The sequence below is a fragment of the Microbispora sp. ZYX-F-249 genome (genome assembly GCF_039649665.1).
Classification (GTDB): Bacteria; Actinomycetota; Actinomycetes; order Streptosporangiales; family Streptosporangiaceae; genus Microbispora; species Microbispora maris.
Window position 1 is genome coordinate 12,911 of sequence record NZ_JBDJAW010000056.1, and the last position, 24,895, is coordinate 37,805.

General features: G+C 71.1%; 23 protein-coding genes. 12 read left to right on the top strand and 11 right to left on the bottom strand.

Annotated elements, in window-relative coordinates:
- Positions 1-580 precede the first annotated feature (580 nt).
- From AAH991_RS36510 to AAH991_RS36530, 5 genes are all read left to right on the top strand, one after another.
- Positions 581-994, top strand: coding sequence for a TOBE domain-containing protein (locus AAH991_RS36510; RefSeq protein ID WP_346230516.1), 414 nt, complete (start codon positions 581-583; stop codon positions 992-994).
- A 9-nt stretch (positions 995-1,003) separates the two neighbouring features.
- Complete coding sequence (gene modA / locus AAH991_RS36515; protein ID WP_346230517.1) at positions 1,004-1,801, top strand: molybdate ABC transporter substrate-binding protein; 798 nt, start codon at positions 1,004-1,006, stop codon at positions 1,799-1,801.
- Between the two features lie 4 nt (positions 1,802-1,805).
- Complete coding sequence (locus tag AAH991_RS36520) at positions 1,806-2,639, top strand: ABC transporter permease (RefSeq protein WP_346230518.1); 834 nt, start codon at positions 1,806-1,808, stop codon at positions 2,637-2,639.
- Positions 2,636-3,676, top strand: coding sequence for an ABC transporter ATP-binding protein (locus tag AAH991_RS36525; protein ID WP_346230519.1), 1,041 nt, complete (start codon positions 2,636-2,638; stop codon positions 3,674-3,676). Before AAH991_RS36520 ends, AAH991_RS36525 begins: the two co-directional genes overlap by 4 nt.
- A 364-nt stretch (positions 3,677-4,040) precedes the next feature.
- The gene (locus AAH991_RS36530; RefSeq protein WP_346230520.1) at positions 4,041-4,193 is read left to right on the top strand and encodes a hypothetical protein; all 153 of its coding nucleotides are present in this window, start codon (positions 4,041-4,043) and stop codon (positions 4,191-4,193) included.
- Here AAH991_RS36530 and AAH991_RS36535 read toward each other — a convergent pair.
- From AAH991_RS36535 to AAH991_RS36545, 3 genes are all read right to left on the bottom strand, one after another.
- Positions 4,181-4,708, bottom strand: a complete 528-nt coding sequence (locus AAH991_RS36535; protein ID WP_346230521.1) for a DUF2199 domain-containing protein — start codon at positions 4,706-4,708, stop codon at positions 4,181-4,183. The genes AAH991_RS36530 and AAH991_RS36535 overlap by 13 nt on opposite strands.
- Before the next feature lie 335 nt (positions 4,709-5,043).
- Entirely contained in the window at positions 5,044-5,331 is a 288-nt protein-coding gene (locus AAH991_RS36540) for an SAV_915 family protein (RefSeq protein ID WP_346230522.1), read from the bottom strand.
- A 161-nt stretch (positions 5,332-5,492) separates the two neighbouring features.
- Positions 5,493-6,077 carry a TetR/AcrR family transcriptional regulator gene (locus tag AAH991_RS36545; protein ID WP_346230523.1) on the bottom strand — a complete coding sequence of 195 codons (585 nt, stop codon included), beginning with the start codon at positions 6,075-6,077 and terminating at the stop codon, positions 5,493-5,495.
- Positions 6,078-6,217: 140 nt separating this feature from the next.
- On the opposite strand from AAH991_RS36545, the gene AAH991_RS36550 reads away from it, so the two are divergent.
- Together AAH991_RS36550 and AAH991_RS36555 are read left to right on the top strand one after the other, a co-directional pair.
- Positions 6,218-7,648, top strand: coding sequence for an MFS transporter (locus tag AAH991_RS36550; RefSeq protein WP_346230524.1), 1,431 nt, complete (start codon positions 6,218-6,220; stop codon positions 7,646-7,648).
- Between the two features lie 502 nt (positions 7,649-8,150).
- The gene (locus AAH991_RS36555; protein WP_346230525.1) at positions 8,151-8,525 is read left to right on the top strand and encodes a CBS domain-containing protein; all 375 of its coding nucleotides are present in this window, start codon (positions 8,151-8,153) and stop codon (positions 8,523-8,525) included.
- Positions 8,526-8,561: 36 nt separating this feature from the next.
- Here the strand turns inward: AAH991_RS36555 and AAH991_RS36560 are convergent, their stop codons facing one another.
- The gene (locus tag AAH991_RS36560) at positions 8,562-9,167 is read right to left on the bottom strand and encodes a class I SAM-dependent methyltransferase (protein WP_346230526.1); all 606 of its coding nucleotides are present in this window, start codon (positions 9,165-9,167) and stop codon (positions 8,562-8,564) included.
- A gap of 189 nt (positions 9,168-9,356) precedes the next feature.
- Entirely contained in the window at positions 9,357-10,838 is a 1,482-nt protein-coding gene (locus AAH991_RS36565; protein ID WP_346230527.1) for a non-reducing end alpha-L-arabinofuranosidase family hydrolase, read from the bottom strand.
- Between the two features lie 498 nt (positions 10,839-11,336).
- Here AAH991_RS36565 and AAH991_RS36570 point away from each other — a divergent pair, with 498 nt between their 5' ends.
- The 5 genes from AAH991_RS36570 (at position 11,337) to AAH991_RS36590 (ending at position 17,507) form a co-directional block, all read left to right on the top strand.
- Entirely contained in the window at positions 11,337-12,908 is a 1,572-nt protein-coding gene (locus AAH991_RS36570) for an MFS transporter (protein ID WP_346230528.1), read from the top strand.
- Positions 12,909-13,058: 150 nt separating this feature from the next.
- Positions 13,059-13,646 (top strand): sugar O-acetyltransferase, encoded by a 588-nt coding sequence (locus AAH991_RS36575; protein ID WP_346230529.1) that lies wholly within the window; start codon positions 13,059-13,061, stop codon positions 13,644-13,646.
- Positions 13,643-14,221 (top strand): TetR/AcrR family transcriptional regulator, encoded by a 579-nt coding sequence (locus tag AAH991_RS36580; RefSeq protein ID WP_346230530.1) that lies wholly within the window; start codon positions 13,643-13,645, stop codon positions 14,219-14,221. The genes AAH991_RS36575 and AAH991_RS36580 overlap by 4 nt, the downstream gene beginning before the upstream one ends.
- A gap of 43 nt (positions 14,222-14,264) precedes the next feature.
- Positions 14,265-15,506, top strand: coding sequence for an MFS transporter (locus AAH991_RS36585; protein WP_346230531.1), 1,242 nt, complete (start codon positions 14,265-14,267; stop codon positions 15,504-15,506).
- A 285-nt stretch (positions 15,507-15,791) separates the two neighbouring features.
- Entirely contained in the window at positions 15,792-17,507 is a 1,716-nt protein-coding gene (locus AAH991_RS36590; RefSeq protein WP_346230532.1) for a lectin, read from the top strand.
- 97 nt (positions 17,508-17,604) lie between these two features.
- On the opposite strand, the gene AAH991_RS36595 is transcribed toward AAH991_RS36590, so the two are convergent.
- From AAH991_RS36595 to AAH991_RS36620, 6 genes are all read right to left on the bottom strand, one after another.
- On the bottom strand, positions 17,605-19,680 hold the full coding sequence (locus AAH991_RS36595) for an alpha-galactosidase (RefSeq protein ID WP_346230533.1): 2,076 nt from the start codon (positions 19,678-19,680) through the stop codon (positions 17,605-17,607).
- Positions 19,681-19,828: 148 nt separating this feature from the next.
- Complete coding sequence (locus tag AAH991_RS36600) at positions 19,829-20,866, bottom strand: LacI family DNA-binding transcriptional regulator (protein WP_346230534.1); 1,038 nt, start codon at positions 20,864-20,866, stop codon at positions 19,829-19,831.
- 29 nt (positions 20,867-20,895) lie between these two features.
- On the bottom strand, positions 20,896-22,203 hold the full coding sequence (locus AAH991_RS36605) for an ABC transporter substrate-binding protein (protein WP_346230535.1): 1,308 nt from the start codon (positions 22,201-22,203) through the stop codon (positions 20,896-20,898).
- 64 nt (positions 22,204-22,267) lie between these two features.
- Positions 22,268-23,107: a carbohydrate ABC transporter permease gene (locus AAH991_RS36610; protein ID WP_346230536.1), complete on the bottom strand. Its 840-nt coding sequence runs from the start codon at positions 23,105-23,107 to the stop codon at positions 22,268-22,270.
- A gap of 7 nt (positions 23,108-23,114) precedes the next feature.
- Positions 23,115-24,059 carry a carbohydrate ABC transporter permease gene (locus AAH991_RS36615; protein WP_346230537.1) on the bottom strand — a complete coding sequence of 315 codons (945 nt, stop codon included), beginning with the start codon at positions 24,057-24,059 and terminating at the stop codon, positions 23,115-23,117.
- A 399-nt stretch (positions 24,060-24,458) separates the two neighbouring features.
- The coding region (locus tag AAH991_RS36620) for an RICIN domain-containing protein (protein WP_346230538.1) at positions 24,459-24,895 on the bottom strand (437 nt) is incomplete at its 5' end.

Consider the following 24,895-nt stretch of genomic DNA (forward strand, 5'->3'; position numbering starts at 1 on the left):
GTCATGCTCCATCCTCGAACAGCCGTGCACCTGGGTCTTCCCACGTGTGTCTCCGAACAGAGGGACACGCATGGACGGTGAAAGACCGGGATCTGTGAACGCTCACAGGGTGGGAGTCGTGCGCTGTGACGTCAATGACCGTTACACGCTTGTTAACAGGAGCTGTTTCTTGGGATAACCACCGGTGCCCCGTTTTGAATCGCTTCGATTCCAGCTGCTCGCACACGCGAACCGCGAGCCGAGTCCCCGCGGGCCGCGCCGGCCACCCCGCTCGGGCTGGGCGTGTGCCGATGCGAGCGGACGCGCCGGATCCGCCCGACGCGCCGGCCATCCTGCAGATCCCGGCTGAGCGGCGGGACCACCGGATGCGGGGAGTGCCACCGCAACGGTCACACTCGTGGCACGGCACTCGGGCAAGTGCTCGACGTGCCGACGTCGCGACCGGCGATGCGCGGAGCCAAGCGACGGCGCGCATGCTCGCGGATCCCGCGAATGCCATGCAAGCGGAGGAGATCGTGCCGCTGCTGCAATGGAATACGGGTATGCAGGCTGGCACATGCAATGGGTATGGTGAGGGACTGTGACGACGTTCCGGATCAGCGAGGCCGCCGTGTTGCTCGGGGTCAGCTCCGACACCGTCCGCCGATGGGTGGACGCGGGCCGGCTGGCCGCCGTACGGGACGAGCACGGCCATCGACGGATCAGCGGGGCCGACCTGGCCGCTTTCGCCCGATCGCAGGTCGAGACGACCGGTGACGGCGGGCGGTCCTCGGCGCGTAACCGCTTCCGCGGGATCGTCACCGAGGTCATCAGGGACGCGGTGATGGCTCAGGTGGAGATCGCGGCCGGGCCGTTCCGGGTGGTGTCGCTGATGAGCCGGCAGGCCGCCGACGAGCTGGGCCTGGAGGCGGGGGTGGTGGCGGTCGCCGTGATCAAGTCCACCAACGTCGTCGTCGAGATTCCCGGCCACGAGCGCGTGGCCGCCGGCCCGTGAGGAGCTCCCTTGGTGTTCAGGCGCCTCTCGCGATGGGCGGTCGCCGTGCCCGTCGCGCTGGTGATCGCCGGGCTGTCCGGTTGCGGCTCGGAGGAACCGGCCACGTCCTCGGCGTCGACGGCGGCGGCCGCCGGGGCCAAGGAGCTGAACGTCTTCGCGGCCGCGTCGTTGACCGGGACGTTCACCGAGCTCGGCAGGACCTTCGAGACCGCACACCCGGGCACGACGGTGAAGTTCAACTTCGGCTCCAGCGCGACACTCGCGCAGCAGATCGTGCAGGGCGCCCCGGCCGACGTGTTCGCCGCGGCGAGCCCGGCCACGATGAAGACCGTCACGGACGCGTCGCCGGCGAGCGCGCCGACCACCTTCGTGCGCAACAAGCTGGAGATCGCCGTCCCGAAGGACAACCCGGCCAAGGTCGACGAGCTGAAGGACCTGACCGATCCCACGGTGAAGGTGGCGCTGTGCGCCGAGCAGGTGCCGTGCGGGGCGGCGGCCGTCAGGGCGCTGAACGCGGCCGGGCTCAAGGTCACTCCGGTCACCCTGGAGCAGGACGTCAAGGCAACGCTGACCAAGGTCGAGCTGGGCGAGGTGGACGCCGCCCTGGTCTACACGACCGACGTGATCGCCGCGGCGGGCAAGGTGCGGGGCATCGACTTCCCCGAGGCGGACAAGGCGATCAACGACTACCCGATCGCGACGCTGTCGAAGGCTCCCGCCGGTGACCTGGCCAAGCAGTTCGTCGATCTCGTGCTGTCGCAGCAGGGCAAGGACGTGCTGACCACGGCCGGCTTCGAAGCGCCCTGATCCCATGACCGCCCGTCCAGACACGTCCCGCAGCGGCGCAGCCGGACGCCGTGAGGTCTCCGCTCGGTTGCCATGGATGCTGGTGCTCCCGGCCGTGGCGGGGCTGGCCTTCCTGGTTCTGCCGCTGGCCGGGCTGCTGATCCGGGCGCCCTGGCCGACGCTGCTCCGGCGGCTGGCCGAGCCGCAGGTGCTGGAGGCGCTGCGGCTGTCGCTGCTGTGCGCCACCTCCGCCACGGCCGTCTGTGTGCTGTTCGGGGTGCCGCTGGCCTGGCTGCTGGCCCGGGTGGAGTTCCCGGGCCGGCGGGTGGTGCGGGCCCTGGTGACCGTGCCGCTGGTGCTGCCGCCGGTGGTGGGCGGTGTGGCGCTGCTGCTGGTGCTGGGGCGGCGCGGGCTGATCGGTCAGTGGCTGGAGTCAGCCTTCGGGATCACGCTGCCCTTCACCACCATCGGAGTGATCGTCGCCGAGGCGTTCGTGGCCACGCCGTTCCTGGTGATCAGCGTCGAGGGGGCGCTGCGCGCCGCGGACCGGCGGTTCGAGGAGGCGGCGGCCACGCTGGGCGCCTCCCGCTGGACCGTCTTCCGCCGGGTCACCCTGCCGCTCATCATGCCCGGCGTCGTGGCCGGGGCGGTGCTGTGCTGGGCACGGGCGCTCGGCGAGTTCGGCGCCACCATCACCTTCGCCGGCAACTTCCCCGGCACCACTCGTACGATGCCACTGGCCGTCTATCTGGCGTTGGAGACCGAGCCGGAGGCGGCGATCGTACTCAGCCTGGTCCTGCTGACCGTTTCCGTGGTCATCCTGGCCGGCCTGCGCGATCGGTGGGTGAACAGCCCATGACCCCCGGCGGCCTGCGGGCGGCCCTGGTCGTCCGTCGACCCGCTTTCACCCTGGACATCACGCTGGACGTCGCACCGGGCGAGGTCGTCGCGCTGCTCGGGCCGAACGGCGCGGGCAAGACCACCGCACTGCGCGCCCTGGCCGGGCTGACCCCGATGTCCGGCGGGCACATCAGTGTGGACGGCCGGCCGCTGCACCGCCTGGCTCCCGAGCAGCGCCCGGTCGGCATGGTCTTCCAGGACTACCTGCTGTTCCCGCACCTGTCCGCGCTCGACAACGTCGCCTTCGGGCCGCGCTGCCAGGGCGTGTCCAAGGCCGAGGCGCGCCGCCTCGCCGCGACCCTGCTGGAGCGCGTCGGCCTGGCCGACCGGGCGGCGGCCAAACCCCGCCAGCTGTCCGGGGGACAGGCGCAACGCGTCGCCCTCGCCCGGGCCCTGGCCGTACGACCCCGGCTGATGCTCCTGGACGAGCCGCTGGCGGCGCTGGACGCGCACACCCGGCTGGAGATCCGCTCCCAGCTTCGCCGCCACCTGGCCGACTTCGACGGCGCCACCGTGCTGGTCACCCACGACCCGCTCGACGCCATGGTGCTGGCCGACCGGCTGATCGTCGTCGAGTCCGGCGGCGTCGTCCAGCAGGGCGCGCCCGCGGAGGTCGCCCGCCGTCCGCGCACCGACTACGTCGCCCGCCTCGTGGGGCTCAACCTGCACCGGGGGCGGGGCGAAGGGGCCCGGGTCAAGGTCGGCGAACTGCTGCTGCACGCCTCCGAACAGCTCGACGGGCCCGCGTTCGTGGCCTTCTCGCCCGCCGCCGTGGCCCTCTACCGCACCCGTCCCGACGGCAGCCCCCGCAACCTGTGGCAGGCCACGATCGAGGGCATCGAGCGGCACGGTGACAACGTCCGCGTCCACCTCGACGGCCCGATCAGTGCCTTCGCCGACATCACCCCCGCCGCCCTGGCCGACCTCGACCTGAGCCCGGGCCAGCGGATCTGGGCCTCGGTCAAGGCCACCGAGACCCACGCCTACCCGGCATGACCAGGCCCCGGGCGGACGGCCGGCGCCCTACCGCTCCTCGCGGTAGCCGCCGCCCCGCTCGACGGCGCGCAGAAGTGTCATCACCCGTCTGTGACGGAGCGGACGGGTGATGACGAAGGGTCTTTCGGCCTTGCTTTCATTCAGTCGCCTGGTTGGTTATTCGAGCTGTTCCTGTATGCCCTGCCGCGACCTGCGAGAGCTTGTGGTCGGCTCAGATCGTTTGATATCCGACCGATATCGGCCACGAGCTGCTGCTGCATGGGGCATTTGATTCAACCGAATTGGCAACCCAGGGGCGTGAACCATGGTGACGCCACCGCTACTATCCCGGCGGAAGAGCACGACCCGTGTCTGAGTCACTTCGGTGCCGCTGCACAACGCCCAGCCGGTGCCGCCGCTGGTGCCGATCTGCGCGCTGGTGCTGCAGGTCGCCGCCTGGGCGGGAGCAGTCGCTGACATTGACGTTGTCGCGGCGGCCGCCGAAACGCCGATTCGCCGGGGTTGCTATCCGCTCTGATCCTGGTGGCCGGGGTGGAGAAGGGTTTCGGCCAGTTCCCGGACGCGGGCGGGGGTGATGCCGGTCCGCTGCTCGACGGCGAGGGGATGGCCGGTGGGCTCCAGCTCGATGAATGGGCGTACTCCGACCGGCCGCGTGTGAAGGTTGGTCTTGAGGTTGAGCGTCGTCGGTTCGTAGACCGGCAGTTCGCAGGAGAGCCAGCCGAAATAGGGAGGTTCGGACTCACGGCCCGGGGTCTCCCACAGCCGGCCCATCCGCGCGAAGTTGTCCCGGCTCAGCGAGACCCATACGCCCCAGGTGAACGTCTCGTCCGTGTCAATGACGGGGATCTCGATGAGGCCGCGGACGAAGAAGTGCTCTCCTTCGATCACACACTGGTCGGAGGAGAGCACGCTGCCGGGCACGCCGGTCATCTCAGGGCTCCAGTAGGCGGGCGCGGGCATGTGGTAGCTCAGCGGGAGCTCGTCATGGCGCCCGCCGCAGCAGGAGCAGAGGAAACCGGAATCGATCGACACGGGTGTCAGCGTAGCGAAGACGCGGGATCCGGAATCTCCGTTGTACCGGGCCGCCCGTACGAGGTGGGCGGGCCCTCCGGAGGCCGCCGGCCGCGACTCGTTCCGGCCGGTTCGAGCGCCGCGATCCCCGGCTGGTAGCCGAGCGTGCGGGGGAGGCGGTGAGCCGTATCCTCCGCCGGCCACGCCTGGAGCTGGTCGGCCTGCACTGCCACCTCGGATCCCAGATCACCGCCGCCGAGCCGTACGAGCGGAGCGCGCGGCTTCCCCCGCTCACCCGCGAGGTGCTGCGCAAGGCGGAGCCGGACCTCGAGCGCAGGCCCCGCGTCCACAGTCGGCTAACTGGCGCTCCTGGAAATCAACCGGTTTGTCGTGCCGGCGGGGTCGATGACGATGCCGATCACGCCGAGATCATTGATCAAGCTCCTCAGCGCGGGCTCGCTGAGGCGGATCCAGATGTGGCCGCTGCCCAGCACCTTGGTCAGCAGGAGCGGCGAGGTGAAGGCCGCGACCGTCCGCGTGCCCGCGGTCGTTCGGAACAGGCGTAGCGCCAGGGAGAAGGTGCTACGGCGAACCGGCACATATAACGGGTCTTTGAGCATGTCATGCCATTCAAAGGACTCCACGAAGACGACGTCAGGTTCACCGCGACCAGCGGAAACGCCCTCGCTATGGAGTCTCGACGCCGCGCCGCGGAAAGCTGACGTGACGTTGACGGGGGCCGCGCTCCGGGGCGCCGCCTGCCGGTTCCCGCATCCATGACTCGGGCCCGGCGTCGGGCGGAAGGTCAGCCTCGCGTGGTGATGCCCTCCAGCACCAGTTCGAGGAAGCGGGCGCTGCCGTCCCGGTCCGGGGTCGCCTGCTCGCGCACCCAGGCGGCGCCGCTGAGAAGGTCGAACAATTCGTCGGGGGTCAGGTCGGGCCGTACCCTGTCGGCCGCCTGGGCGGCGCGCAGCAGGTCCGCGCCGCTGCGGTGCATGGCGCTGCACATGGTGTGGGAGGGCGTGCCCTCGTCGTACATGCTCTGCGCGAGGATGCCCACCAGGCCGCGGAAGGTGCTGAAGTGGACCACCGCCTCGCGCATCCAGGCGAGCAGCGCCTCGAGCGGGTCCGGCCCGGCGGCCAGCCGTTCGGCGTGGGCGACGAGGTTCTCCAGGCCGTCCCGCGTCGCGGCCTCCACGAGTGCGGCCCGCGTGGGGAAGTGCCGGTACAGCGTGCCGATCGCGACCCCCGCCTGGCTCGCGATCTCCTCCAGGGAGGCGTCGGCACCGGCGCTCTCGAACGCCTTGCGGGCCGCGGCCAGGATCGCGTCGTAGTTGCGCCGGCCGTCGGCCCGCTTGGGACGCTGGGCGATGTAGGGCTTGCCGTTCACCGGTACCTCCCGCTTGACATCCTGAGGATGCCTCAGCTTAAATCTTGCCCAATAACCTGAGACGACCTCAGTATAGATGTGCCCGCTAACCTGAGGTTGCCTCGCCCTGCTGCTCTCCGCCAGCGGACCGTGGAGGTTCCATGACCACCGAACGTGTCTCCGGCGACGCCTCGGCCCATGTGTCGCCGGCCGGCCGCGCCCGGGTCCTCGTGCTCGCGGCGATCGTCGGGGCGGAGTTCATGCTCCAGCTCGACGGCACGATCGTGAACGTCGCGCTGCCGGCCCTCCAATCCGACCTCCACCTGTCCGTGGCCGGGGGATCGTGGGTGCCGAACGGATTCTTCCTCGCCTTCGGCGGCCTCCTGCTGTTCGCCGGCCGCCTCGGCGACGTGCTCGGGCACCGCAGGGTCTTCCTCTTCGGGATCGGGCTGGTCGTGGTGGCCTCCCTGATCGCCGGGCTCGCGCCGGACCTGGAGGTGCTGCTCGCCGGCCGCGTCCTGCAGGGCGCTGGCGCGGCGATCGCCGGTCCCACCGGGCTGGCGCTGCTGGCGATCGTCTTCCGGGGGGAGCGCCAGCAGCGGGCCCTCGGCCTCTACTCCACGGTGACCGGGCTCGGCGCCTCCGCCGGCATGGTGCTCGGCGGCGTGCTCACGTGGGCGGGGGACTGGCGCTGGAGCCTGCTGGTGAACGTGCCCGTCGGCCTGGTCATCATCGCGGTCGCCGTCCGGGCCCTCGGCCTGCGGGACGAGGCGACCCGGTCCCGCCCGCTCGGCATGCCGAGCGCGCTGCTCAGCACCGCCACCCTCGCCGTCGCCGTGTACGGCCTCGTCCACGCCGCGGAGAAGGGCTGGGGCGACCGCTGGACGCTGACCGCCCTCGGCGCCGCCGTCGTGCTCGCCGTGGTTCTCCTGCTGGTGGACCGGCGGGCCGCCGAGCCCCTGCTGCCCCTGAACGTGTTCGCTGGCCGCGACCGGGCCGGGGCCTTCCTCGCCCTGCTGCTGCTCGCGGCCGTCCTCACGAGCTTCCTGATCTACCTGGTTCAGTTCCTCCAGGGGGTGCTGCGCCTCAACGCGTTGCAGAGCGGCCTGGCCATCCTGCCCTTCGGCCTGGCGCTGCTCGTCAGCACCCAGATCCTCACCGGGTACATCGCCGGGTTCGGGCTCAAGACGCGTGCCGTGGCCGGCCTGCTCGTGGTGCTGGCCGGAGTCGCCTGGCTGACCCGCCTCGACGGCGGCAGCACCTACGCCGGCGGCGTGCTCCCGGCCCTCGTCGTCATGGGGCTCGGCGTCGGCGTGGCGATCATTCCGGTCAACATGATCGTCCTGACCACCGCGCCGCAGGAGTACGCCGGGGTCACCGCGGGGGTGCTGCAGACGGCCCTCACGATCGGCGGCTCGTTCGGCCTGGCCACGATGCTGATCCCGCTCACGCACGGCACGGGTGGTCTCGCCGGGACCATCTCGTCGGTGTTCGTCTGGGCCTGTGGCGCTCTGGTGCTCGCCCTGCTCGTCGCGCTGGTCTTCTGGTGCCGCCCACGCGCTCGTGGGGGCGCACCCGCCGCCCACGCCTGACCGGGCCGTCCCCGCCCTCATCCTCAGCGCCGGGTGACGATGCCGGCTGCCTCCGCGCATGGCGCGTTCGTCGGAGCTGGTCTGCGAAAATGCCTGATTCGTCGGACCGTCCGGTGCTGTTCCTCGACGTCGACGGCCCCCTCATCCCCTTCGGTGTGCCTGAAGCGCATCCCGTCGGAGTCGCCGCCCCGCGGATCCCGCTGGTGGCTGAAGGCGCGAATCCGCTGCTGGCCAGAATCGATCCTCGCCACGGTGTCCGTGCACCATAATGCCCGGGCCCACCTCCACCGGGTGGACCCTCGCCGTGGTCTCACGGGCAGCGACTTCGTCGTGATCGGGGACTGGCTGGCGCGGTTACAGCGGGGATAGGCGCTGGGCCCGTGTGTCAGGACACGCTCATCGTGCTCTACGCGAAGAAGTACGGCGAATAGCACGCTGGTGGGCGACGGGCGTGGCCGGGCGGTGTGGTTGGCTGGATGTGCTGGTGAGGAGGGGAGGCCGCATGCGTATCGCCAACGTTTACCGTCCAATGGTGTTCGGCTGCCCGGTGAACGCGAAGCTGCCCGAGGTGGCGCGCCGGATGACGGAGAAGAACATCGGCGCGCTCGCCGTGCTCGAGGCGGACCGGGTCGCGGGAGTGATCACGGAACGGGACCTCGTGACGGCGCTCGCCACGTCCGCCGACCCCGCCGCGATGAGCGCGGGGATGTGCGCGTCGTCGGACATCAAGACCGCGACCCTGGACGAGGACACGCGCGAGGTGGCCCGCCGCATGCTCGATTACGGCATCCGTCACATCCCGGTGGACCAGGATGGGCGCCTGATCGGCATGGTGTCGATGCGCGACCTGCTCGCGGTGGAGACACTCGCGCCTTGACCGACGGCGTCTCCCCGCGCGTGAACGGGGCCCGGGTCAGGCGGGACGGAGGAGGGCGACCAGGAAGTTCGAGTCGTCCCTGAACGGACGCAGGTCCCAGGTGGACAGCAGCAGGTCGGGTTCGAGCCCCGCGGCGGCCGCGTCCGCAAAGAACTCACCGAACTCGTAGTCGCGCCCGGCGCCGAAGCCGACAGCGGCGCGGCCGTCCGGCGCGAGGTGCGCACGGAACCGTCTCAGCACCTCACGACGGGTGCTCGGCGCGAGGAACGGCATCACGTTCCCGGCGCAGACGACGGCGTCGAACGGCGTGTCGATGCCCTGTGCGGGGAGGTCGAGTTCGGCCAGGTCGCCGACCAGCCAGCGCGGCCCGGGGTGGTCCTGCTCGGCCGCCTCGATCAGAGCCGGGTCGACATCGACACCGACGACGTCGTGGCCGGCCTCGGCCAAGGCGCCGCCGACCCGGCCGGATCCGCATCCGGCGTCGAGGATGCGGGCGCGGCGCGGCACCAGGGCGTCCACGAGGCGGGCTTCCCCGGCGAGATCGTCACCGGCGCGAGCCATGGAACGGAAGCGCTCGATGAACCAGGTGGAGTGATCGGGGTCGGCGGCGACCTTCTGCATCCAAATGCTTTGTTCAGCCATGCTTGCATTCTTCCGGGTCGGAGGCCGTGCTGACCGACCTGGAGAACGGCGTCGACGTGTGCGGGCTCGGCTGTCACCGAGCCCGCCACGCCGTTCCCGCCCGGCCGTGATCGCGGCTCTGCCGACGCTCACCCGATTCGGGGTGGCCTCGACCGTCGCGAACACCCGGGCCGGACCCGGGTCACGCCGTCAGGGCTGCAGCGTCAGCACGCCCGGCCGGTAGGGCAGGAGGCCGTAGTCGCCGCCGGAGCTGGGGCTGCGACCCTGGTAGAGCAGCTGCAGGTTGCAGGGGTCCACGGTCTTGGTCTGGTCGGGGTTGGTGCGCACCAGGTCGCCGTGGCTGATGTCGTTGGTCCAGGTGGCGCCGCTGTTGGCCTTGCCGGCGAAGGGGTTGCTCTCGCTCGTGGCCTGCGGGGTCCACGTTCCGCCCAGGCTGGTGGCCGTGTACGAGCGGAAGTAGCGGCCCTGGGAGCCGATCGACTCGACGAGCATCAGGTACTTGTTCTGGCCCTGGAGCTTGTAGACCTCGACGCCTTCGAACAGGTTGTTCGTCGTGTCACTCATGATCGTCGTGTAGTTGGAGCCGAAGTTGCCCGGGAAGTTCCCGATCGGCATGCTGGAGCGGTAGATCTTGCCGTTGTCGCCGGCGAAGAACAGGTACATGTTCTGGCCGTCGCCGATGAGCGTCTGGTCGATGGGGCCGGTGCCGGAGCCGGAGATGCTCGCGGTGGACAGCGTCTGCTGCGCCGACCAGCCGTTGGGGTTGGTGGGGTCGCTGGAGGTCCGGTAGGAGAAGGCGGTCCCGCCCCACTGGTAGGCCAGCACCCAGATGTTCTTGGGGGCGAAGTAGAACAGCGTGGGCGCGACGGCCGAGAAGTTCATCGTGTTCTGGCTGGCCGAGGCCATGTCCGACCAGTTCGTGAACAGGCCGAAGTTCATCGAACCCCAGCGCGTTCCGGTGTCGTGCGTCGTCGCGTAGACCAGGTGCTTGCCGTTGTAGACGACGTTGGTGAAGTCCTTCAGCGAGACCCACCCGGACTTCGGAGTCGCCAGCGCGCCCGTCGAGCTCCAGCGGTACCTCGACGGGAGATCGCACGTGCCGCCGGTCGGCGTCGCCGACGGAGACGGGGACGGGGACGCAGGAGCCGACGGCGACTGCGACGGTGACTGCGTGGGGGAGGGGCTGGGCGAGCCCGGGCTGCCGGTGCAGGCCACACCGTTCAGGGAGAACGAGGTGGGCACCGAAGCGGAGCCGTTCGAGGAGCCGTTGAACCCGAAGGTCGTGTTGCCCCCGCTGGGGATGCTGCCGTTGTAGGAGACGTTGGTGGCGGTCACCGACGAGCCCGACTGGGTGTGGGTGGCGTTCCAGATCTGGCTGATCTGCTCGCCGGAGCCGAAGGACCAGGTCAGCCGCCAGCCGTTGACCGCGTCACCGAGGTTGTTGATGGTGACGTTGGCGTTGAACCCGCCCGGCCAGCTCGAACTGATGGTGTAGTCGACCCGGCAGGCGACGGCGGCCTGGGCGGGCTGCGTGGCCATCAGGGCGCCGGCTCCGGCCAGCAGGACCGGAATGGAGCCGATCGCGAGGCCGCGGCGCGAGGCCCGCCGGGGCGGCGCCGTGATCGCGGCGGCGGAGGGGCGCGGTGACCGCGCTCGCCAGGGCAGACGCATTCGAAATCTCCTCATCATCATGTCCGGCCGCCATCGGGGGCTGGTGCGGGCAGCGGTCAGGTGCCGCGATGCGGTTCGCGGTCGACCCGAACGTTGTGGAGCCAGCCGGCGACGACGGAGCCGTTGTATGAAAAGCGGACACGCGGGGTCACCCGCGCGATCGACGCCGCGTCCCGTGATCGGGGAACGCACACCACCGGGGCGTCGCGAACGGCGGTCCTCACCGCACACCACCACAGGGCAGGAGGAAGACGCCTTGAGGACACAGTCTGGAAATCATGCCGAAATGTGTCAAGTCCCCCGCGAAAGTTTCAGAGTGACACTCGCGCCGTCATCCTGCTCACCAGGGCGCCGCCACGCGTGCGGCGATCCGGGCCTTCTCCCAGAAGCGGGACCCCGTCTTCCGCGATCGCCGGCCCGGCCGGTGGCCGGGACCGGCCGGGACTCCAGGTGGCCGGACGGCTAGGGTGGCGAATCGTCCTCGACGGAAGGAGCACGGTGGCGACGCCCATCATGGGTGCCAGATCCGGTGTCGTCACCGGTGCGCTCGCGTTCAGCGGCATGGTCGTCTCGATGATGTTCACCCTGGTCGTGCCCATCATCCCCGACCTGCCCCGCCTGCTGTCGGCCCCGGCGGAGGACGCCTCCTGGGCCGTCACCGCCACGCTGCTGTCCTCGGCCGTGTTCACGCCGGTGAGCGGACGGCTCGGCGACATGTACGGGAAGCGTCGCCTGATGATGGTCAGCCTTGTGCTGATGGTCGCCGGGTCGCTCGTCTGCGTGGCCGGGAACTCGCTGCTCGTGGTGGTGATCGGGCGGGCGCTGCAGGGCTGTGCCGTCGGCGTCATCCCGCTGGGCATCAGCATCATGCGCGATCTGCTGCCGCCCGAGCGGCTCGGGTCGGCCATGGCGCTGATGAGCGCCACCCTGGGCGCCGGCGGCGCGATCGGGCTGCCGCTGGGCGCCCTCGTCGTACAGCTCGTCGACTGGCACATGCTCTTCCTGGCGGCGGCCCTCATGGGAGCGGTGGGCCTGGTTCTCACGCTCGCGGTGGTGCCCGCCTCCCCGCTGCGTACGGGCGGACGGTTCGACTTCCTCGGCGCCGCGGGGTTGTCTGCGGGTCTGGTGTGCCTGCTGCTGCCGGTGAGCAAGGGTGGCGGCTGGGGCTGGGACAGCCCTCTCACCCTGGGGCTGTTCGCGGCGTCGGCGGTGATCCTCCTCGTGTGGGGGTTCGTCGAGCTGCGGGTGGCCGACCCGCTGGTCGACCTGCGGGCGACCGCCCGGCGTGAAGTGCTGATCACGAACATCGCGTCGATCGCGTTCGGGTTCGCCATGTTCGGGCCCAGCCTGGTGTTCCCGCAGGTGCTCCAGGCTCCGGGCGTCACGGGGTACGGCATGGGGCTGTCCCTGTTCGAGGCGGGGCTGTGCATGGCCGTCGGCGGCGCGATGATGATGGTGCTGTCGCCGGTCTCGGCCCGTGTCACCGGCGCGTACGGGCCCCGGGTGACGCTCATGATCGGCGCCCTGTGCGCGGTCGCCGGCTACACCGTCGCGCTGTTCCTGATGGACGAGGTCTGGCACATCGTGCTCGCCGCGACCATCGTGTCCTCCGGGGCCGGCCTCGGCTACTCCGCCATGCCCGCCTCGATCATAAGCGCGGTGCCCGCGTCCGAGACGGCCGCCGCCAACGGCTTCAACTCGCTCATGCGCTCCATCGGCACGGCCTCGGCCAGCGCGGTGATCAGCGCCGTCCTGGCCGCCCACCTCGTGCCGGCCGGGGCCTTCTCGCTGCCGTCCCGTGAGGGGCTCCGGCTCGCGCTGACCACCACGACCGTCGCGGCGGCGGCCGCGCTGGTCATCGCCGCGCTCCTCCCACGGGGACGCGGGCACGCCGGCCCGCCGGAGGGCGGGCGCCGCCGCCTGTTCAGGCGGAGCGGGCGGAATCGGCCTCCACGGCGCCCGCGACACGGGAGAGAATGCCGGCCGGCGACGGCGGCCGACGCTTGTCGCAGCGTCCGCTCGGCCTCGACACCGACAGGCCGGCGGGGGCGTTTCCGTCCGGGTCCCTGACCGGCACGCCGAGCGCCACCGCGCCTCGAGTTCCTCGTCGGTCGGCTCCGCCGGCAGCGGCATGCCCGTCGTGGTGCGGTGGGCCGCGCACACGGCCGTGCCCGGACGGGGATACGTACGGGCGTACATATCGTGTGTACACTCGTACACATGGCGCCTGACTCGGACGGCCGCTCGATGCGCGAGCGGATGCTCGCCGGTGACCTGTACATCGCCGACGACCCGGAGCTGGCCGAGCACCAGTCGCGGGCCATGGACCTGATGGAGGCGTTCAACACCACCCCCGCCCGCGACTCCCGCGAGCGCCGGCGGCTGCTCGCCGAGCTGCTGGGGGAGATCGGTGCGGACACGCACATCCGGCCGCCGCTGCGGGTGGACTACGGCAGTCACATCCGCATCGGCGCCCGTTCGTTCGTCAACTACGGTCTCGTCGCCCTCGACGTCGCGCCGATCACGATCGGCGACGACGTGCAGATCGGTACGAACGTCCAGCTGCTCACCCCGACGCACCCGGTGGACCCGGAGCTCCGCCGCGCGAAGTGGGAGGCCGCCAAGCCGATCACCATCGGCGACAACGTGTGGCTGGGCAGCGGGGCGATCGTCCTGGCGGGAGTCACCATCTGGGACGGCAGCGTCGTCGGCGCCGGCGCGGTGGTGACCCGGGACCTGCCGGCGAACGTCGTGGCGGTGGGCAACCCCGCGCGGGTGATCCGGACGATCGGCCCGGGCTCGGCGTGAGCGGCCCCGCCGCCGATCCCCTCCCGCCGGTCCCACGGCGGCCCCGCCGGCACGACCCCGGACGGCGGGACCGGCTGATCGACGCGGCGCTGGCCGTCATCGCCGAGCGGGGCGTGGCCGGGACGACGCACCGCGAGATCGCCCGCGTCGCCGACGTGCCGCTGGGGTCGACGACCTACCACTTCGCGTCGCTGGAGGAGGTGCTCGCCGAGGCGTTCACCCGGCACGCCGAGTCCGTGGCCCGCGTCTTCGACGAGCGCATGCGAGCCGCCCGCGACCGGGAGGCGGCGGTCGAGGCCGTCATCGCGCTCGTGTCGGACGACCTGCTCGGCGCCCAGCGCGACCTCGTCCTCGCCGTGGAGCTGTATCTGGCGGCGGCGCGCAACCCGGCACTGAGGGCCGTCACCCAGGCGTGGATGGCGCGCAGCCGCCAGGCGCTGGAACGCCACTTCGACCCCACCACGGCCCGGGAACTGGACGCGCTCATCGAAGGGCTCGTGCTGCACAGCGCGTTGTCGACCGATCCGATGACGCCCGAGCAGATCCGCCACGCCATCGACCGTTACCTGCGCTGAAGCGCGCCGTTCCCTCGACCGCACCCCTGTGATCGGAAAGCCCATGCCCGCCGCCCTCTCCCTGACCGCACCCACTCGTCAGGCGCGCCAGGCCCGCGCCGCCGTCGCCGCGCTGTTCCTCACCAATGGCGCCGTGTTCTTCAACGTCGTCCCGCGATATCCGCAGATCAAGGCGGATCTCGAGGTGAGCAACGCCGTCCTCGGCACCGCGCTGGCCGGCACCTCGATCGGTGCGTTGCTGGCGGGGCTGCTGGCCGGCGCCGCGATCCGCCGGTTCCGTTCCGCGCGCGTGGCGGCGTTCGGGATCGTCGTGACCACGATCGCGACGCTGGTCATCCCCATCGCGCCGAACTGGATCGCGCTGGGCGGCGCGCTGTTCGTGGTGGGCGCTCTCGACGCGGTCGTCGACGTCGCGCAGAACGCCCACGGCCTGCGGGTGCAACGCCTGTACGGGCGGTCCATCCTCAACTCGCTGCACGGCCTGTGGAGTGTCGGCGCGGTCATCGGCGGTCTGATGGGTTCGGCCGCCGCCGGTCTGCGCATCCCCCTCGCCGTCCACCTGAGCATCTCCGCGGTGCTGTTCAGCGTCGTCGCCGTCATCGCCCACCGGTTCCTGCTGCCCGGCCCGGAAGACGCCGAGCGGTCCGCCGAAGCACAGGACCTCGCCGCCGCCGACGGCCACCCGATCGCCCCGGCCGCCCACGCCGACCGGCGCGGAGGCCGGCGCTCGTTCACCGGTTCCGCCGTGCGGATACTCGCCGTGCTCGGCGTGCTCGCCGCCTGCGGCGCCCTGGCCGAGGACGCGGGCGCGTCCTGGGGCGCCCTCTTCCTCAGCGACCTGCACGCGAACGCCGCCACCGCGGGCCTGGCCGTCGTCGCCTTCCAGGCCGCCATGACCGCCGGCCGTCTCACCGGCGACCGCGTCGTGAACCGCTTCGGCCAGCGCACCGTGGCCCGTGCGGGAGGCGTGCTGGCCGCCGCCGGCATGGGCGCCGCCCTCGCCGTGCCGTCGGTCGCGACCGCGCTGGCCGGTTTCGCCCTGGCCGGGCTCGGCTTCGCCACCCTCGTGCCCGCCGCCATGCACGCGGCCGACGCGCTGCCCGGGCTCCCCGCCGGCACCGGCCTGACCGTCGTCAGCTGGCTGCTGCGCGGGGGATTCCTGCTGTCGCCGCCCCTCGTCGGGTTCGTCGCCGACCTGATCAGCCTGCGTGCCGGGCTGCTGTCCGTCGTCCTGGCCGGTGCCGTCACCGTCGTCCTCGCCCGCGTTCTCGTGAACCGTACGTAGCCGGTGCCCGTCGGCGGGCGTCGATCGGCAGGCAGCGCCGATCGAGCGCCCGCCGCCCGGGTGGGGTCTTGACATGGGGCTGGGGAAGCCCCTAAATCCTGATGTTACCGGTAACGCATTTTCAACTTCCCGGAAACAAGCAAGGCGCCGGCCACTCCGGCAGAACCGCGAGCGCGTGGCGGCCGGCCTTCATCCGTCCACCCATCGGCACCGGCTCCGGCCGGCCCCGTACCCCGTGCGGGACCCCGCCCGCTCTCGCCCGTCTCCCACCCCCAGGAGAAGAACATGCGCGATACATCCCCTCCGTCATCCGGCCGGCCGCGCCGTGGACGGCCGTCGCCGGCGGCAGCCGCGTGCGTCGTGGCGGCCCTGGCGACCATGCTGGCGAGCGCGCTGACGTGGGCGGCCCCCGCGTCGGCGGCGGTGGCCCCGCTGGTCGGCGCCGCGGCGGGACGCTGCCTGGACGTGAAGGGCAACGTCGACACACTGGGCACCCCGCTGGACATCTGGGACTGCAACGGTCAGGCCAACCAGGGGTTCGAGTTCACCTCGGCGGGTGAGCTGCGGACGATGAACGGCACGCGCTGCGTGGACGCCTACAACAACCAGACCTCGCCGGGCACACAGGTGATCATCTGGTCGTGCAACGGGCAGGCGAACCAGAAATGGCGGCAGAACGCCGACGGCTCCATCACCGGGACGCAGTCGGGCCTGTGCCTGGACGTCGACCACGCCGGCACGGCCAACGGCACCGCGGTCATCCTGTGGACCTGCAACGGCCAGAGCAACCAGAAGTGGGGCGGCGGCACCGGAACCGGCGGCGGCACGCTCGTCGTCGACGCGGCCACCGTCGTGCGGCCGGTCACGCGGGTCGGCTCGGGCACCCTCTACGGACTGTCCGACGCGAACACCCCGCCGGTGTCGGTCATGCAGCCGCTGAAGCTCAAGCAGCTGCGTCAGCCCCCGCCGCTGCACGAGCACCGGCCCAACGGCGTTCCGGCGCCGATCGGCGACACGCTGAACGTCTGGAGGAACGCGGCGGCCATCGGCGCGGTGATCACCGTCGACATGGCGGACAGTTTCGACGGCTTCCCGTACTGGTGGACGAACTGGAACGACTGGTACAGCCGGATCGACAAGATGATCGCCGCGGCCAAGTCGGCGGGCGTCACCAACATCGACGCGTGGGAGCCGTGGAACGAGCCCGACTGGACCTGGCCCTCGGGCTCGGGCGTCTCCTTCAACGAGGGCTGGGTCCGCACCTACCAGCGCATCCGGCAGAGCGAGCCGAACGCGGCCATCATGGGGCCGAGCTACTCCTACTGGGACGTCAACCGGATGCGGTCCTTCCTCAGCAACGCCAAGGCCACGAACACGCTGCCCCAGGTGGTGTCGTGGCACGAGCTGAGCGGCTGGCGGCAGGTCACGGGCAACGTCCAGGCCTACCGGAACCTGGAGCGTGAGCTCGGCATCTCCCCGCGGCCCATCTCGATCAACGAGTACGCGGCGACCGGCGAGATCGACGTCCCCAGCAGCGCGAACCACTACGTGGCGCAGTTCGAGCGCGCGGGCGTGCGCGACGCGCAGCGGGCGTTCTGGTACGAGGCGGGCACCCTCAACGGCCTGCTGTACAACGGCCGGCCGACCGCGTCGTACTGGATGTACAAGTGGTACGCGGACCAGACCGGCAACATCGTCAAGGTGACCCCGACCACGGACAACGACGGCGTGGCCGCCTACGACGCGGGCAGCAGGACCTTCAGCGTCGTCTTCGGCGGCCAGTCGGGGAACGGCTCGATCCGGGTGGACGGCATCGGCGCGCTCGGCTCCTCGGTCACCGCCACTCTCGAGTCCGTGCCAGGGTCGGGGCGTACGACGAACGTCTCCGGGCCGACCCAGGTGTGGTCGAACGCCTACACCGTCACCAACGGCAGCGTCACGATCCCCATCGCGAACCAGAACGCCGGCGGCGCCTACCGCCTCGTCCTCACCCCTCGCTGAGCCGCGAGCCGGTGGCCGGGACGCCGCCCCGGCCACCGGGATGTGAAAGGCCGCCGGCACCCCTCGCCGGTGCCGGCGGCCCTGGTCTTCGTCCTCCCTACTCGCGGATCAGGTGGACCAGGGCGCTGGCGTAGTCGCCGGGCGCCAGGTCGGGGAACACGCCGTGGGCGAGCAGGACGGCGCCGTGGTGGATCCGGCCGGTGGACCGGTCGCGGTAACGGGCGCCGGGATCGAGATCGCGCAGCCGCACGCCCGGCTCGGGATGGCCGAAGCGGCGGGAGCGCCGGTGGACGAGCACGGCCGTCTCACTCCCGTCGAGGGCGAGGTACTGCACGGCCGACAGTTCGCGGTCCGGAGGCAGCAGACGGTACTGCCGGCCGTGCTGGACGAGCGGGCGGATCCGCTTGTAGTCGGCGACCAGCTCCGCGGCCCGTTCGAGCTCCGCGTCGCTCCACTCCGTGAGGGCGCCGCCGATGCCCAGCACGCCGGCCATCGCGACGTGGAAGCGGAAGTCCAGCGGCGTCTCCCGGCCGGTGTAGGGGTTGGGACTGTCGGTGACCCAGGCGCCCATCACCCGGGCGGGGTAGAGCTGGGTGAAGCCGTGCTGGATCTCCAGCCGGTCGAGGGCGTCGGTGTCGTCGGAGGCCCACACCTGGTCGGTACGCCGGAGGATGCCGAGGTCGACCCGGCCGCCGCCGCTGCTGCAGGACTCGACCCGCACGTGCGGGTGGGCGGCGCGCAGCCGGTCGAGCACGGCGTACAGGGCGTGGACGTGGCCGGTCCACAGCCGCTCGTCCGGTCCCGCCTCGGTGAAGGGGCGGTTCATGTCCCACTTCAGGAAGTCGACGGCGTTCTTGGCGAGCAGCTCGTCCAGGGTCCTGAACAGCCAGTCGGCCACCTCCGGCCTGCTCAGGTCGAGCACGAGCTGGTTGCGGTGCTCGGTGCGCCGCCGGTGCGGCCGGTGGATGACCCAGTCGGGATGGGCGCGGTACAGGTCGCTGTCCGGGTTGACCATCTCCGGCTCCACCCACAGGCCGAACAGCATGCCCAGCTCGTGCACCCGGTCGATAAGCGGCCCGAGCCCGTCGGGAAAACGGCGCGGGTTGGGGTGCCAGTCGCCGAGCCCCGCCGCGTCGTGCGTGCGGGCGCCGAACCAGCCGTCGTCCACCACGAACAGCTCGACGCCGATCCGCGCGGCCTTCTCCGCCAGCTTGATCTGGCCGTCGAGCGAGACGTCGAAGCCGGTGGCCTCCCAGGAGTTGTACAGCACGGGCCGCGTCTCGCCGGGGTGCGGCAGCACGTGCCGCAGCTGGTGGTCGTGCCAGGCGCGGCTCGCGGCGCCGAAGCCGCCGTCGGTGTACAGGCCCGCGCACACCGGGGTGACCAGTTCCTCGCCGACGCCCAGCTCCCGCGTCACCGAGTCGTGCCCGGCGCCGGCCGAGAGCGTCACCCGCTCGGTCGGCAGCCGCTGCGCGGTGAGCCGCCAGCTTCCGCTCCAGGCCAGCGCGCAGGAGTAGACCTCGCCGTGCTCCTCGCCCGCCGTCCCGTCGTCGATCATCGCCCAGGGGTTGGCCTGGTGGCTCGTCACGCCCCGCCGGCTCGTCGTCACGGTCTCGCCGTACGGCAGCATGGTGCGGTGCAGCCGGGTCTCGGCGCCCCACTGGCCGCGCACGGAGCTGAGCCGGTAGCCGTCCATGCGGGGGAGCACCCAGGTCGCGGAGTCGGCCCGTACGACGGTGACGGGTTCGCCCTCGTTGCGCAGCACCAGGTGCCGCTCGATGACGTCGCTGTCCTCGTGCACGCCGTAGTGGCACTCGACGGTGAGCGGATAGTGGCGGTCGGCGAACGTCAGCACCAGCTCCCGATCGGTACGGCGCTGGCCGGTGGGGACGAGCTCCAGATCCCGGGTGCCGTCGGCGAAGCGCACCTGCACGGCCGCGTGCCCGTAGAACAGGCCGCCGGTCGCGGTCAGGTCCAGCGTGCCCTCGGCGGCGTCCTCCACGGGGCGGAACGGCGGCCGCGGCAGCAGCGGCAGCGAGGCGGCCTGCGCGACGGTGAGCCGGGGTCCCCAGTGCAGCACACGCAGCCGGTCATGGTCGTCGAGATGCAGGACGTAGGAGGAGGACGGCCCGGACAGCACCCACAGGCGGCGTTCGGAGTCGTGGACGATCATGTTGGCCTTCCGATGCGAAGAGGGCTTGGGCGGGGGGAGACGAGGACACGCCGAACGCCCGCCGCCTTGCGGGGGGCGGCGGGGCTCGGGAAGGAGGGCGCCGTCCGGTGGCGAGGGGCGCGAACCCCGATCCGGAACGACGCGGAGGTCAGGACGGGGCGGGGCCGCTGCTCTCCCGGACGATGAGCTCCGGCTCGCTCCAGGCGGGCACGGGAGGGGCGGTCTGCGGCTCCAGCCTGCGGTGCAGCAGGCCGAAGCAGGCGCGGCCGAGCCCCTCGAAGTCGAGCCGGACGGTGGTGAGCGAGGGGTTGAGGTAGGCCGAGGGCGGGGCGTCGTCGAAGCCCACCACGCTGAGGTCGCCGGGGATGTCCCGCCCGGCCTCACGGGCGGCCCGCATGACGCCGAGCGCGAGGTCGTCGTTGCCGCACAGGATGGCGGTGACCGAGCGGTCCGCCAGCAGGGAGCGGACGGCCAGGTAGCCCGAGCGCGGCGTCCACCCCCCGTGCGACGGCTCGGGCACCGGGCGGTCCGCGGCGCGCAACGCGTCCCGCCAGCCCTGGGTCCGCTGGGGGGACGGGCTGGTGGAGGAGGGGATGGCCACGTAGTGGACCGTCCGGTGCCCCAGGCCGAGCAGGTAACGGGTCGCGTGCGCGGCGGCGGCTCGGTCGTCCAGCCAGACCTGCCACGGGCCGCCGTCCGCGGCGTCGCCCTCGTCGGGGCGGCGTTCGACGGCGGCGGTCACCGGGACGTCCGGCGGCAGCGCCCGGAGCGCCCGCACGCCCGCGTCGTCGTAGGCGATCACCATGACGGGCTCCCCGGGCCGGTTGAGCCGCAGGGCGATGTCCGCCTGCTGGGAGTCCGGCTCCAGGACGCTTATGCCGACGGAGAAGCCGGCCGTCCTGGCCGCCTCCTCCATGCCGCGCAGCGTGGCGGCCGCGCCGTACAGGGCGGTGTCGGAGGTCAGTACGGTGACCGACCGCACCGGGCCTCCCGCCAGCGTCTGTGCAAGCTTGTTGGGCCGGTAGCCGAGCTCGGCGATGACCTGCAGGACCTTGGCCCGGGTCGTCTCGCTGACCCGGGCCTTGCCGTTGATGACACGAGAGACGGTCTGCTGCGAGACACCGGCCACACGCGCGACGTCCCAGATGCTCGCCGAGCGGCCGCGAGAAGCGTCCTGCGGTGGCATGTGACCGGTAACTCCCATAGCTCCAGAGCCTACTTGATGGCGGCGTTCGCCTCGTCGTTGATTTTCTTCGCCGCGTCCTGCGCCGTCATCTGCCCGAGCCAGACCTGGTTGAAGATGTCGAGCGCCTTCACGTTATAGGTGTCGGCCGCCTCCGTCAGGGGGTAGCCCATCGTGGTGCCCTCGGCCGCCTTCTTGAACCCGGTGACGTCCACGCCCTTGGCCTTCCACGCCTCGGCGAAGACGTCGTTGAGCGAGCTGATCCCCGGCCAGACGGCGCCCGCCTGAGCCACGGCCTTCTGGTGCTTTTCCGAGGTCAGCCACTTGAGGAGCTCCCACGCCTCCTTCGGGTGCTTGGTCCCGGAGTAGATCGCCTCGGTCAGGCCGTTGTAGACGCTGCCTCTGCCGACCGGCCCCGCGGGCAGGTCGGCGACGCCGAAGCCGCCGTCGGGAAGCGCGGTGTCGAAGGCGCGCAGCATCCAGCTTCCGTCCATCGCGGTCGCCGCCTCGCCGCGGCCGACGACCTGGTCGAGCGACGGGCCGTTGGGCGGGTTGGTGACCGTGGCGGGCACGGCGACGTGGTACTTCAGCCGCAGGTCCTGGACGAACTGGATGGCCTGCACGCAGGCCGGCTGGTCGATGGTCCACCGGCCCCACGGCTTGTCCTGGAGTTCGCACCCGTTCTGCAGCGCGAAGTTCCACCAGTCCTGCTGGCCGGTGGGCGCCTGCATGGCCAGGCCGTACTGCTTGACCTTCCCGGGGTCGAAGCCGGGCTCGTCGGCGCGCTTGCCGTTCTCGTCGACGGTCAGCTTCCGCAGCGTCTTGACGAAGGTGCCGCCGTCGGTGGGGTTCCAGGTGAGGCCGTCGAGGTCGGCGGGGGTGAGCCCGGCGTCCTTCAGGGCCTTGGCGCTGTAGAAGAGCCCGATGGTGTCCCAGTCCTTCGGCAGGCCGTACACCTTGCCGTCCACCTTCCAGCCCTCGGCGAGCTTGGGGTCGTAGCCGGAGGTGTCCACCTTGTCCTGCGCGATGAGCGGCGCCAGGTCGGTGAGCACGCCCTCCTTGCCGAACTTGGGGAAGTAGGAGACGTGGTCCCAGAAGACGTCGGGCGCCGAGCGCCCGACGAGCTGGGTCTGCAGCTTGCTCCAGTAGTCGTTCCAGCTGTTCAGCTCGATCTGGACCTTGATGTTCGGGTGGGCCTTCTCGAACTCGCGGATCGACTGCTCGATCGGCGGCTTCTGCACCTCGTCCCACATCGCGTAGCGCAGGGTGACGACGCCGCCGGACGAGCCGGAGTCGTCGGAACCCCCGCCGCAGGCGGCCACGGTCAGGAGGGCCGCCATCGCGACCGTAGATAAAGCGATTTTCCTGGACATAGCTGCATGCCCTTCTTCTCTGTGGAGGTGGTTACTTCAGCCCGGTCAGGGCGATCGAGCGGACGATGTGCCGCTGGAACAGCAGGAAGATCACGACGAGGGGGAGCAGCGCCAGGGCGGCGGCCGCCAGGATCAGGTGGTACTGCGAGGAGTACTGGCCCTTCAGTGCCGAGATGCCCAGCGTGACGACCCTGACCGCGTCGCCGTTGGTGATGATCAGCGGCCACAGCAGCGTGTTCCAGGTCGTGATGAACGTGATGGTGGCGAGCGTCGCGAGGATCGGGCGGCTCAGCGGGAGCACGACGCGGGTGAGCACGGTCCAGGTGCCCCCGCCGTCGATCCGCGCGGCCGACTCCAGGTCCCTCGGGATCGTCCGGAAGTACTGCCGCACCAGGAAGATCCCGTACGGCGTGCCGAACGCGGTGGGCAGGATCAACCCGAGATAGGTGTCGATCAGCCCGAGCTCCCGCATGATGAGGAAGAGCGGCACCAGGGTGACGATCTGCGGCACCATCATCGTCGCGAGGTAGCCCCAGAACAGCGCGTCGCGGCCGGGGAACGACATCCGCCCGAAGGCGTAGGCGGCCATCGTGCTGAAGACGACCTGGCCGATCGTGACGGCCCCGGCGTAGACCAGCGAGTGCAGCAGGAAGCCGGCCATGTCGTACTCCGACCAGACCTTCGCGAAGTTGCCCAGGGTGGCGGGGAAGGCGGGCTCCCACGCGGGGGTGGTGAGCACCCGCGAGGGTTCCTTGAGAGCCGAGTTCAGCGTCATCAGGTACGGCGCGACCGCGACCGCGGCGCCCATGAGGAGCGCGAGATACAGCGCGCTCCTCTTCAGCTGCGTCCTCTTCAGCTGGGTCCTCTTCATCGGGTCCTCACGAGAAGTCGTACACGGTGCGCTTGCGGAAGTAGAGGAACTGCGCCGCGGTCACCAGCAGGATCAGTCCGAACAGCACCATCGCCAGCGCCGAGGCGAACCCGGCCCGGAAGAGCTGGAAGCCCTGCTGGTAGATGTGGAAGTTCAGCACGTCGGTGGCGCCGCCGGGACCGCCCTGGGTCATCACGAAGACCGTGTCGAAGACCTGGAACGACCCGATCGTGTTCGTCACCAGCACGAAGAACAGCGACGGCCGCAGCAGCGGCAGGGTGATCATGAAGAACCGCTGCACCGGCGTGGTGCCGTCGATCGCCGCGGCCTCGTACAACTGGTGCGGGATCGCCTGCAGCCCGGCCAGCAGGATCAGCATGGTGTAGCCGGTGTACTGCCAGACGTTCACCGATGCGATCACCGGCATGGCCCACGCGGGGTCGGTGAGCCAGTTCGGCCCGTCGATCCCCACCATGCCCAGCACCTGGTTGACCACGCCGTGCCTCGGGTCGAAGATCCAGGACCAGACGATGCCGAGGGCCACGGGCATGGCCATCCAGGGCAGTACGAAGGCCACGCGGAAGACCCTGCCGCCGCGCAGCCGCCGGTTCAGGGCGAGAGCCAGCAGCAGGGCCAGCACGGTCTGCGCCGGGATGTTGAGCAGCACGTAGTAGACCGTGTTGAACAGGGACCGCCACGCATCGGGATCGGCGGCCAGTTCGCGGTAGTTGTCCAGGCCGACGAACGAGGGCGCGCCCATCAGGTTCCAGTCGAACAGGCTCAGCCCCGCCACCCCGAAGATGGGCGCGACCAGGAACAGCAGGAATCCGATCAGGCTCGGCGCGAGCAGGGCGTACGCCTCGGCCGTGGCGCGCACGTGCCGCGCGAACCGGCGGTCCGTCCGTCGCCGGCGTCCCTGCGCCGAGGCGAGGGGAACTATGTCATCAATCACGCTTCACTCCGTACGCCGCGCGAAATTGGTCGAGCGGCAGCGGGCTGCCCGGAAATCTGGCGCAGACGCTTCTGCGATGGAGAGAAGAGTTACCGATAACATGCCTCGCGTCAAGGGACGACGTCACCGGCGGCTCGAGCTCGTGGTCGTGTTCTCACAACGTCGGCCGGGCGGGCGGTAGCGCCCCGCCGGCGACGGTCCGCGCGCGACCGGCGTGCGGGATGACGGGCGGGTGCGAGGGCACGTGGGGACGAGGAGGTGCGGCGACCAGGCGGAGCAGTCGTTGCCGGCCATGGGGGAAAGTCGTCGCCCATGGAAAGTCACCGCCACGGGAAAGCCGCCGGCCATGGGGAAAGGGGCGGCCAGGTCGTGGCCGCCCCCGGTGAGTGAGTGGTGATGTCAGACGCGGGTCCACTGCTGGTTGGTGCCGCCCCAGCAGGAGTAGATCTGGAGTTTCGTGCCGTTGGCGGTGCCGGCGCCGATGACGTCGAGGCACTTGTTCGCCCCGACGGCGGTGATGGTGCCGTCGGAGTTCAGGCGCCACTTCTGGTTGTTCTGGCCGTTGCAGTCCCAGATGATCACGCTGGTGCCGTCGGCGGTGCCGCCGCCGTTCACGTCGAGGCACTTGTTGCCGTAGACGCGCAGTTCACCGGCGCTGGTGGAGGTCCACTGCTGGTTGGACTGGCCGTTGCAGTCCCAGATCTGGGCCTGCGCGCCGTTGGTCTGCGACGCGCCGTTCACGTCCAGGCACCGGCCGGAGGCGACCCCCCTGATCGCGCTCGTGGAGCCGGGGTTCTGGCTCGTGCCCGGAGACGGGCTGGTGTTCGGCGTCGCGG